The organism is Streptomyces sp. NRRL B-24085, assembly GCF_001282115.1.
GTDB lineage: Bacteria > Actinomycetota > Actinomycetes > Streptomycetales > Streptomycetaceae > Streptomyces.
The window spans coordinates 1-10454 of the sequence record NZ_LJBR01000203.1; the positions used below are offsets into that span (position 1 = coordinate 1).

Annotated in this window: 10 protein-coding genes; 2 read left to right on the plus strand and 8 right to left on the minus strand. The window is 71.6% G+C overall.

Annotated features, from left to right (window positions below; translation table 11 throughout):
- Positions 1 to 749: 749 nt before the first annotated feature.
- The 5 genes from AOJ26_RS22035 to AOJ26_RS22055 all read right to left on the minus strand — a co-directional run bounded on the left by AOJ26_RS22035 (position 750) and on the right by AOJ26_RS22055 (position 6882).
- Positions 750 to 1682, minus strand: coding sequence for a LysR family transcriptional regulator (locus AOJ26_RS22035; RefSeq protein WP_053850054.1), 933 nt, complete (start codon positions 1680 to 1682; stop codon positions 750 to 752).
- An 83-nt stretch (positions 1683 to 1765) separates the two neighbouring features.
- Positions 1766 to 1978 carry a formate dehydrogenase subunit delta gene (locus AOJ26_RS22040; RefSeq protein ID WP_053850055.1) on the minus strand — a complete coding sequence of 71 codons (213 nt, stop codon included), beginning with the start codon at positions 1976 to 1978 and terminating at the stop codon, positions 1766 to 1768.
- A 1-nt stretch (position 1979) separates the two neighbouring features.
- Positions 1980 to 4796 (minus strand): formate dehydrogenase subunit alpha, encoded by a 2817-nt coding sequence (fdhF, locus tag AOJ26_RS22045; protein ID WP_053850056.1) that lies wholly within the window; start codon positions 4794 to 4796, stop codon positions 1980 to 1982.
- Positions 4793 to 6406, minus strand: a complete 1614-nt coding sequence (locus AOJ26_RS22050; protein WP_053850057.1) for a formate dehydrogenase beta subunit — start codon at positions 6404 to 6406, stop codon at positions 4793 to 4795. The genes fdhF and AOJ26_RS22050 overlap by 4 nt, the downstream gene beginning before the upstream one ends.
- Positions 6403 to 6882, minus strand: coding sequence for a formate dehydrogenase subunit gamma (locus AOJ26_RS22055; protein WP_053850058.1), 480 nt, complete (start codon positions 6880 to 6882; stop codon positions 6403 to 6405). Before AOJ26_RS22055 ends, AOJ26_RS22050 begins: the two co-directional genes overlap by 4 nt.
- Positions 6883 to 7157: 275 nt before the next feature.
- Here AOJ26_RS22055 and AOJ26_RS22060 point away from each other — a divergent pair, with 275 nt between their 5' ends.
- Positions 7158 to 7847 carry a GntR family transcriptional regulator gene (locus AOJ26_RS22060; RefSeq protein WP_053850059.1) on the plus strand — a complete coding sequence of 230 codons (690 nt, stop codon included), beginning with the start codon at positions 7158 to 7160 and terminating at the stop codon, positions 7845 to 7847.
- Positions 7848 to 7865: 18 nt separating this feature from the next.
- Here AOJ26_RS22060 and AOJ26_RS22065 read toward each other — a convergent pair whose 3' ends face one another.
- Positions 7866 to 8678 carry an acyl-CoA dehydrogenase family protein gene (locus AOJ26_RS22065; protein WP_053850060.1) on the minus strand — a complete coding sequence of 271 codons (813 nt, stop codon included), beginning with the start codon at positions 8676 to 8678 and terminating at the stop codon, positions 7866 to 7868.
- A 141-nt stretch (positions 8679 to 8819) separates the two neighbouring features.
- On the opposite strand from AOJ26_RS22065, the gene AOJ26_RS22070 reads away from it, so the two are divergent.
- Positions 8820 to 9512, plus strand: coding sequence for a GntR family transcriptional regulator (locus AOJ26_RS22070; protein ID WP_053850061.1), 693 nt, complete (start codon positions 8820 to 8822; stop codon positions 9510 to 9512).
- 37 nt (positions 9513 to 9549) lie between these two features.
- On the opposite strand, the gene AOJ26_RS22075 is transcribed toward AOJ26_RS22070, so the two are convergent.
- Entirely contained in the window at positions 9550 to 10071 is a 522-nt protein-coding gene (locus tag AOJ26_RS22075; protein WP_053850062.1) for a beta-class carbonic anhydrase, read from the minus strand.
- Between the two features lie 29 nt (positions 10072 to 10100).
- Positions 10101 to 10454, minus strand: a 354-nt coding sequence (locus AOJ26_RS22080) for a CoA transferase (RefSeq protein WP_199828865.1), incomplete at its 5' end; no start/stop codon positions are given.

Below are 10454 nucleotides of genomic sequence, written 5' to 3' on the forward strand. Positions count from 1 at the left end.
GTCCGGGCGGGTGTTGGGGGCCCGTCGCCGCGTCGGGGCTGCCCCGCGAGCGGCCGGGCCGCCGACGAAAGGTGCCTGGCTGCGGGCCGATGCGGCGTCGGCGCACACCTCGGAGGCAGCCGGGGTGGCAACGGACATCGCGTCGGCGGCAGCCCGGTGGCCGCGTCGGCGCAGACGCCCAGAGACGGCCGAGCCGGCAGGTGGTACGGGCCCGGGAAACGGCGCGACGGGATGTGGCCGCCGGTCCGGCGTACTCGGTGCCTGTGCGGGGGCCGATGCGGCGTCGGCGCACACCCCAGAAGCAGCCGGAGTGGCAACGGAAATCGCGTCGGCGGCAGCCCGGTGGCCGCGTCGGCGCAGACCCCGGAGACGGCCGAGACGGAAGCTGGTACGGGCCCGGGAGACGGCGCGACGAGATGCGTCCTCGGTGCATGTGCGGGGCCGGTGAGGAGGGCCGGCCTGTCACCACTGCGGAGGAAGCCGCCTTGGGCGGTGGGCCGGACGACGGCACGGGCCCGGCACCGCACCTCCGGCAACGACCGCAGACCAGCACGCACCAGGCGGTCCCACGGGCTTGCCGGCCCCCGCCCGTACCGCGGCGACCGTGGAACGAGCCCGCACCGGCCCTAAACTGCCGCCGGCAGGCTCAGCGCGCACCAGGCAGGCCCCCGCCCCCAGAACGCCGGCCCGACCCTCACCACGACAAACCCGCCGGAGCGAGCCAGCGTCGGCCCAAACCGCCGGCAGGCTCAGCGGACTCGGTGTTCGGGGGGCAGCGGGCGGGCGAAGAAGTCGTCCAGGGACAGGCCGGTCGCCGCGTTGACGAAGGCGCGGGCCGCCACCGAGCCGGGGGTCGCCGCGTGGATGGCGACCGAGACCTGGGCGCCGGCCTCGGGGTCGACCAGGGGAAGCGCGCGGGTGCGGCCGACCACCGGCATGGCGCGCAGCCAGGTGTGCGGCACGATGCTCGCCCAGCCACCGCCGCCCACGTGCGCGTAGAGGGAGGCGATGGAGTCCGTCTCGACCTGCGGGGTGACGACGTACCCCTTCTCCGCGAACACGGTGTCGACGATCTGCCGGATCCGCATGTCCGGTGTCAGGAGCGCGAGCGGCAGCTGGGCCGCGTCCGCCCAGGACACCGTGGCGGACTGGGCCACGAGCTGCTCGTCGGAGACCAGCAGCATGTACCTCTCCTGGTAGAGGGGGACGACCTGGAGGCCCTCCTGGTCGTCCGGGTCGAAGTGGGCGATGGCCACGTCGAGTTCGTAGTCGCGGAGCTGGCGGTGGAGTTCCTTGGTGGACAGCCGTGAGCGGACCTGGACCTTGGCCAGCGGGTGCGCCGCGCAGAAGGCGGCCACGGGCAACGCCAGTGTGGTGGAGGCCGTGGGGTCCGTGCCGAGGCGGAGGGTGCCGGTGATGCCGGACTGCACGGCGGCCACCTCCGCCTTGAAGGCGTCCTGTTCGGCGAGGATCCGCTTGGCCCACACCACGAGCCGCTCGCCCTCGGGCGTGAGGCCCTGGTAGTTGTGGCCGCGGTTGATCAGCGTGACGTTCAGCTCGCGTTCCAGCTTGGCGATCGCCGCCGAGAGGGCCGGCTGGGAGACGTAGCAGGACTCCGCCGCCCGGGCAAAGTGCCGTTCCCGCGCCACCGCGACGAAGTACTCGAGCTGCCGGAACAGCATGAGCGGCTCCTCCCTGCCCCTGGGATCACTGACTCCATACTGTATGCAGTTCGCAGTGATGTACAGGGAGGAGACCGCACAGGTCAGCGCAGGAGTTTCACCGCGGCCACCACCAGGGGGTCGAGGCCGTCCGCTCCGGCGTCCACGTGCTCGTGGAGGCGCCTGCGCATGCGCGGATCCCAGAACCTGCCGATGTGCCCCGCGATCGCCTCCGCGGCCTCCTCCCCCGGCAGGTGCCCGAGGTTCCTCGCGATGTCGTTGGCCATCCGGCACTCGGCCGGCACGGTCGCTGTCATCTCAGTCCACCACCGTCACGAGGTCGTTCCCGGCCGCTTCCGCCTCTTTCGACCGGTCGGGGCGGGCGAGCGCGACCTGTACGGCGGTCACCTTGTACTCGGGGCAGTTGGTCGCCCAGTCGGAGTTCTCGGTGGTCACCACGTTGGCGCCGGTGACGGGATGGTGGAACGTGGTGTACACGACCCCGGTCGGCATCCTGTCGGAGATCTCCGCGCGCAGGGTGGTCTGCCCGACGCGGCTGGCCAGCGTGACCATGTCTCCGTGGTTGATGCCGCGGACCTCGGCGTCGTGCGGGTGCAGCTCCAGGACGTCCTCGGGATGCCAGGCTACGTTGCCGGTGCGGCGGGTCTGCGCGCCGACGTTGTACTGGCTGAGGATGCGGCCCGTGGTGAGGACCAGCGGGAAGCGCCGGGTGCTGCGCTCGGTGGTCGGCACGTAGGAGGTGACGACGAACTTGCCCTTGCCGCGCACGAACTCGTCCACGTGCATGATGGGCGTGCCCTCGGGCGCCGCCTCGTTGCACGGCCACTGGACGCTGCCGAGTTTGTCGAGGAGTTCGAAGGACACCCCGGTGAACGTCGGGGTGACCGAGGCGATCTCGTCCATGATCTGGCCGGGGTGGTCGTACGACATCGGGTAGCCCATGGCGGTGGCGATCTCGCTGACGATCTGCCACTCGTGCTTGCCCGTCTTCGGCTGCATCACCGAGCGCACCCGGTTGATGCGGCGTTCGGCGTTGGTGAAGGTGCCGTCCTTCTCCAGGAAGGACGCGCCGGGCAGGAAGACGTGCGCGAACTTGGCCGTCTCGTTGAGGAACAGGTCCTGTACGACGACGAGTTCCATCGCTTCGAGGGCGGCGGTGACGTGCTTCAGGTTGGGGTCGGACTGGGCGATGTCCTCGCCGTGCACGAACAGTCCGCGGAAGGTGCCGTCGATGGCCGAGTCGAACATGTTGGGGATGCGAAGTCCCGGTTCGGCCAGGAGGGTTCCGCCCCACAGGTTCTCGAAGACGGTCCGGACCGCGTCGTCGGAGACGTGCCGGTAGCCGGGGAGTTCGTGCGGGAAGGAGCCCATGTCGCAGGAGCCCTGCACGTTGTTCTGGCCGCGCAGCGGGTTCACGCCGACGCCGTCGCGGCCGATGTTGCCGCACGCCATCGCGAGGTTGGCCATGCCCATCACCATGGTGGAGCCCTGGCTGTGCTCGGTGACGCCGAGGCCGTAGTAGATGGCGCCGTTGGGTGCCTCGGCGTACAGCCGTGCGGCGGCGCGGAGTTCGGCGGCGGGGACGCCGGTGATCTCCTCGACGGCCTCCGGGCTGTTCTCCGGGCGGGCGATGAACTCGGCCCACTCGTCGAAGCCTTCGCACCGCTGGTCCACGAAGGACCGGTCGACGAGTCCCTCGGTGACGACCACGTGGGCCATGGCGTTGACGACGGCGACGTTGGTGCTGGGCCTGAGCTGGAGGTGGTGCCGGGCCTCGATGTGCGGCGAGCGTACGAGGTCGATGCGGCGCGGGTCCACGACGATCAGCTTTGCGCCCTCGCGCAGCCGTCGCTTCATCCGGGAGGCGAACACCGGGTGCCCGTCGGTGGGGTTGGCGCCGATCACCATGATGACGTCCGCCTCGGCGACCGAGCGGAAGTCCTGGGTGCCGGCCGACTCGCCGAAGGTCTGCTTCAGCCCGTAGCCCGTCGGCGAGTGGCAGACGCGGGCGCAGGTGTCGACGTTGTTGTTGCCGAAGGCCGCGCGGACCATCTTCTGGACGACGTAGACCTCTTCGTTGGTGCAGCGCGAGGAGGTGATGGCGCCGATCGCGCCGGCCCCGTGCCGCTCCTGGATCTCGCGCATCCGGCGGGCGACCGTGCCGATCGCCTCGTCCCAGTCGACCTCGCGCCAGGGGTCGGTGATCCGGTCGCGGACCATCGGCTTGAGCTGCCGGTCGGGGTGGGTGGCGTAGCCGAAGGCGAAGCGACCCTTGACGCAGGAGTGGCCCTCGTTGGCGCCGCCGTCCTTGTACGGGACCATGCGCACGAGTTCGTCGCCGCGCAGTTCGGCCTTGAAGGAGCAGCCGACCCCGCAGTAGGCGCAGGTGGTGACAACGGACCTGGTGGGCATGCCCAGTTCGACGACCGAACGCTCCTGGAGCGTGGACGTCGGGCAGGCCTGGACGCAGGCCCCGCAGGAGACGCACTCGGAGTCCATGAAGGACTCGCCCGCGCCCGCCGCGACCTTGGAGTCGAAGCCGCGCCCCTCGATGGTGAGGGCGAAGGTGCCCTGGACCTCGCCGCAGGCGCGGACACAGCGGGAGCAGGCGATGCACTTGGACGGGTCGAAGTCGAAGTACGGGTTGGAGGTGTCCTTCTCGGCGTCGAGGTGGTTCTCGCCCTCGTAGCCGTAGCGGACCTGCCTCAGGCCCACCACCCCTGCCATGTCCTGGAGTTCGCAGTCGCCGTTGGCCGGGCAGGTCAGGCAGTCCAACGGGTGGTCGGAGATGTAGAGCTCCATGACGCCCTGGCGGAGCTTCTCCACCTTCGGGGTCTGGGTGCTGACCTTCATGCCGTCGGCGCACGGGGTGGTGCAGGAGGCCGGGGTGCCGCGGCGGCCGTCGATCTCGACCACGCACAACCGGCAGGAGCCGAACGCCTCCAGGCTGTCGGTGGCGCACAACTTGGGTATGTCGACGCCTGCTTGGGCCGCCGCGCGCATCACCGAGGTGCCCTCGGGGACGGTCACCGGCAGACCGTCCACCTCCACGGACACCGTGGCCGGGCCCGGCCGTTCCGGGGTGCCGAAGTCGGGTTCCTTGAGGAGTGTCATGCCGTGCCCTCCGTCTTGGGGCCAGTCGCCTGTACGGGCTGGATGTCCAGGAGTCGACGGCCGCCGAGGAAGTCGTCGGGGAAGTGGGTCAGGGCGCTGCGCACGGGCAGCGGGGTCAGCCCGCCCATCGCGCACAGCGAGCCCTCGGTCATCAGGTCGCAGAGGTCCTCGAGCAGGGCGAGGTTCTCGTCCCGGTGGGTGCCGGCGACGATCTTGTCGATCACCTCGACTCCGCGCACCGCGCCGACCCGGCACGGCGTGCACTTGCCGCAGGACTCCTCGGCGCAGAACTCCATCGCGAAGCGGGCCTGGGCGGCCATGTCCACGCTGTCGTCGAACACGACCACGCCGCCGTGGCCGACCATCGCTCCGGCGGCCGCGAACGCCTCGTAGTCCATGGGCAGGTCGAACATCGACTCCGGCAGGTACGCCCCGAGGGGGCCGCCGACCTGCGCGGTGCGCACCGGGCGTCCGGAGTGCGTCCCGCCGCCGTACTCCTCGATGAGCTCGCGCAGGGTGATGCCGAAGGCGGTCTCCACGATGCCGCCCCGGGCGATGTTGCCGCCGAGCTGGAACACCTGGGTGCCGCGGGAGCGTTCGACGCCGAGCTGCTCGTACGCCTTCGCGCCCTCGGCCAGGACGACGGGCACAGTGGCGAGGGTGAGGACGTTGTTCACCACGGTCGGCTTGCCGAACAGGCCCTCGATCGCGGGGATCGGCGGTTTCGCGCGGACCATGCCGCGCTTGCCCTCCAGGCTCTCCAGCATGGAGGTCTCCTCGCCGCAGATGTACGCGCCGGCGCCGACGCGGACGTGCAGGTCGAAGTGGAGGGCGGAGCCGAGGACGTTCCTGCCGAGCCAGCCGTGCTCGCGGGCGATGCCGATGGCCCGGCGCATCGTGGCCACCGCGTCCGGGTATTCCGAGCGGATGTATATGTAGCCCTCGCTCGCTCCGACCGCGTGCGCGGCGATGGTCATGCCCTCGATGAGCATGAACGGGTCGCCCTCCATGACCATGCGGTCGGCGAAGGTCCCGCTGTCGCCCTCGTCCGCGTTGCAGCACACGAACTTCAGCTCGTCCGTGCAGTCGAGGACGGTCTTCCACTTGATGCCGGCCGGGAATCCGGCGCCGCCGCGGCCGCGCAGTCCGGACGCGGTGACCTCGGCGACCACGTCGGCGGGCGCGAGCTCCAGGGCGGCGCGCAGTCCGGCGAGGCCGCCGTGCGCCTCGTAGTCCTCGGCGGACAGGGGGTCGGTCACGCCGACCCGGGCGAAGGTGACGCGGTTCTGGCTCGCCAGCCAGGGCAGTTCGTCGACGACGCCGAGGCGCAGCGGGTGGTCCGCGCCGTCGAGCAGGCCCGCGGCCAGGAGTCCGTCGATGTCCTCGGGGGCCACCGGGCCGTAGCCGACGCGCCCCTGAGGCGTCACCACCTCGACCAGGGGCTCCAGCCACAGCATGCCGCGCGAGCCGTTGCGTACGACGTCGATGGCGAAGTCGCCGCGGTCCGCCGCGTGCTGGAGTGCCCGCGCGACCTCGTCGGCGCCGACGGACCGGGCCGCGGAGTCGCGGGGAACGTAGACGGTGGCCGTGGAGTGGGATGCGTTGTTCATGAGGAGACCGTCCCGTTGAGAAGGGAGCCCAGCCGGGCGGGGCCGACTCGCCCGTGGAGCCGTCCGTTCACCTCGACGGCGGGCCCCAGCGCGCAGTTGCCGAGACAGAAGACCTGCTCGACGGTGACCGAGCCGTCCGCCGAGGTCTCCCCCAGCGGCAGTCCGGCCTCGCGCGCGTAGCTCACCAGCCGGTCGGCGCCCAGGGCCTGGCAGGCCTCGGCGCGGCAGATGCGCACGGTGGTGCGGCCGGCGGGCTCCCGGCGGAAGTCGTGGTAGAAGGTCACCACTCCGTGCACGTCCGCCCGGGAGAGGTTGAGCTCCTCGGCGAGCACCGGCACGGCCTCCTGCGGCACATACCCCAACTCGGCCTGGAGGGCGTGCAGTACGGGAAGCAGGGCGCCGCGCTCCTCCCGGTGACGGGCCACCACCCTCCGGACCACGCTCTCGACCGTCACATCGCTCCCGCTGGTCGTCATGATCGCTTCGCCTTCCGTCACGCGGGTCCCCGGCGAGGGATGCAGGAGACTCGGACAATACTCCATACAGACTTCTGTATACACAACCCTGCCGCAGTGGAGGGCGGAGCGTCGGACGACGGCGCCGCGCCTGCGGACCTGGGTCGCCCCGGGCGCGCTCCCCGCCAGGTTGCATACCAAAACCTGTATGCTGACGCGGCCGTCGGCAACCCTCCGGACGGCCTCCACCTGGCAGAGCCGCCGCCCGGCGACACCGGCGGCAGAACGGGACAACCATGCGCGAGGCACTCACGGCCGCAGCGTCCCGGCGCGTCACCCGCCCGGCACCGCTGCGTCAGGCCGTGTACGACGCCCTGACCGAGCTGATCATCAACGGCTCCCTCAAGCCCGGCCAGCACCTGGTCGAGGCCGAGCTCGCCGAACACCTCGGCGTCAGCCGTCAGCCGGTGCGCGAGGCCCTCCAGCGGCTCCAGACCGCCGGCTGGGTCGATCTGCGGCCCGCCCAGGGCGCCTTCGTCCACTCCCCCACCGAGGAGGAGGCCGCCCAACTCCTCGGCGTCCGGGCCGTTCTGGAGACCTACTCGGCCCAGCTCGCCGCGCGGAACGTGAAGCCCGAGGACATCACGCGCCTCGACGAGCTCCAGCTGGAGGGCATCGCCGCTCTCGCCGACGGCGACGTCGAGCGGCTGGTCGCCGCCAACACCGCGCTGCACGACTTCATCACCGCCGTCGCCGACAACGCCGTGCTGGCCGAACTGATCGCCCAGGTCGGGCAGAAGGTCCGCTGGTACTACACGCCCATCGCCAAGCCCCGCGGCAAGGAGGCGTGGAACGAGCACACCCAGCTCATCAGGGCCATCGCCAAGGGCGACGCGGAGCTGGCGGGCGAGGTCATGCGCAAGCACACCGAGCGCACGGCCGACTTCTACCGCAGGCAGATCGCGGCCAGGACGCATCAGGACTGACGTCGGACCGGGCACGGTTCAGGACGCGGCGAGGGAGCCGGCGGGACTGCGGGCGCCCGCGAGGTCGAGGGCCGGGTCGAGGGCCGGTGGACGGCGGGTCCCGGCGGCGGCGCGCAGTTCGAGCAGCCACGGCAGGACCGTGCGCAGCACGGTGTCGAGCCCGCCGCCGTCGGTGCCGAGCATCGCCTCCGCGGGCACCAGTACCGGGTCGGCGAACACCGTGGACGTCCCGCTGCCGCGAGGTCCGGCGGCGCCGGGCCGGGCGGGGACGAACAGGTCCGGGGCGTGCGCCGGGACCGCCCACAGGGTCAGCCCGTCGGCGGCGGCGAGAGGCCGGGAGGACCAGACGTAGAGGTCGGCCTCGCCCGCCGCGACCACCCGCTGCTTGCGGCCCCGCAGCGCCACCACGTCACCGGACCGGGTGGCCGCGGAGCGCGGCACGAGGAGCTGGGTCTCCGCCGCCGGCCCGTCCAGTGCCGCCTCCTCCTCGGTCTCCGCGAGGGCGAGGCCGGCGAGATGGCGGCCGGCGGCGATCTCGGCGCGCAGCCAGGGGCCGCCGTGCACCTCGATCACGGCGACGGCCGCGTAGTGGGACTGGAGCACGGCCGCAGTGGCCGGGCAGACGCGCGCGGTCCGGGCGACGACGTCGACGGCTTCGGGCAACCCCCGTCCCCCGCCGCCGAATTCGGTGGAGACGGTGAGTCCCAGGAGTCCCGCGCCACCGAGGGCCGTCACGGCGCCGCGGGGAAACCGGCCCTGGACGGCCGTCGCTTCGGCGACGGGTCCGACGACGCCGGTCAGGATTTCGGAGAGAGCGGTGCGGTACGACACGGGGCGACCCCCTCGGGCGTGGCTGCTTGTCCACTGTCGAACGATGATTGCATACAGTATTCTGCATGTGAAGGCGACCGCGCAAGACCAGGCGATCGCCTGACGGCTCGACCCACCAGTCGAACGAGGGAGACGGGGCCCATGCCCGACACACCCACCGTGACCGCCCACGGCCCGATCAGCAGGCCCACCCCGCTGCGCCAGGCGGTCTACGAGGCCCTCACCGAACTGATCATCAACGGCTCGCTCACCCCCGGCCAGCACCTCGTCGAGGCCGAGCTGGCCGAGAGCCTCGGGGTGAGCCGGCAGCCGATCCGTGAGGCGCTCCAACGGCTCCAGACCGCCGGCTGGGTCGACCTGCGCCCCTCCCAGGGGGCGTTCGTGCACTCCCCCACCACCGAGGAGTGCGCCCAGCTCCTCAGCGTCCGGGCCCTCCTGGAGACGCATTCCGCGCGCGGCGCCGCCCAGCACGCCACTCCCCGGGACGTCGCCCGCCTGTGGGAGCTCCAGCAGACCGGCCTGAGCGCCCTCGCCACCGGGGACGCCCGGGCCATCGTGGAGGCGAACGCCGCCCTGCACGGCCACATCACGCTGCTGTCCCGCAACGCGGTCCTCGCCGAGCTCATCCCCCAGGTCGACCGCCGGGTGCGCTGGTACTACATGCCCATCGCGAAGCCCCGCGGCAAGGACGCCTGGAACGAGCACGCGAGGATCATCGAGGCCATCGGCGAGGGCGCCCCCGACCGCGCCGAGGAACTGATGCGCCGGCACACCCGCAACACCACCGACTTCTACTGCCGGCAGATCGCCGCCGTGGTCGGCCGGGGCGACTGACCCCGGCCGACCGCTCCCCCGACCGGTGCGGGGGGGCTCAGGAGTTCGGGGCGATCTCCCGCAGCAGCCCTGTCGTGACGTCGAAGACGAAGCCGCGCACGTCGTCGGTGTGCGGCAGGAACGGCGAGGTGCGCACCCGCTGGATGGACTGCCGTACGTCCTGGTCGACGTCGCGGAAGGCCTCCACCGCCCAGGCGGGGCGCTGGCCGACCTCCAGTTCCAGTTCGTGCCGGAAGTCCTCGGTCAGGGTCTGCAGACCGCAGCCGGTGTGGTGGATGAGCGCCACACTGCGGGTGCCGAGGGCGCGCTGGCTGATCGTCAGGGAGCGGATCGTGTCGTCGGTGACGACGCCTCCGGCGTTGCGGATGGTGTGGCAGTCGCCGAGTTGCAGGCCGAGTGCGGCGTGCAGGTCGAGGCGGGCGTCCATGCAGGCCACGACGGCCACGCGCAGGACGGGCCGGGCGCCCATGCCGGGGTCGGTGAATCCGGCGGCGTAGGCGCGGTTGGCTTCCACGAGGCGGTCGGTGACCGTCGCGGTTCGGGGTACGGAAGTCGACATGTGGGGCTACCTCACTCCGGTCGAGTCGGTCAGATGACGCCCTGCTCCTTGAGCTGCGGCAACTCGGCCGCGGAGAGGCCGAGTTCATGGACGTAGATGTCTTCGTTGTGTTGGCCGAGGAGGGGTGGGGTGGTGATGTGGGTGGGTGAGTCGGAGAGTTTGAGGGGGTTGCCGACCGTGGTGAAGGAGCCGCGCTCGGGATGGTCGACCTCGACGATCATGCCGTTGTCGGCGAGCGAGCGGTCCTCGATGATCTCTTTCGGGGACAGGATCGGCCCGCACGGAATGTGGTGCGCGGTCAGCTTCTCCAGCACCCGCCACTTGGGCAGGGTCACGGTCCATTCCTCGATCAGCTGGAACATCTTCGCCAGCTTCGGCAACCG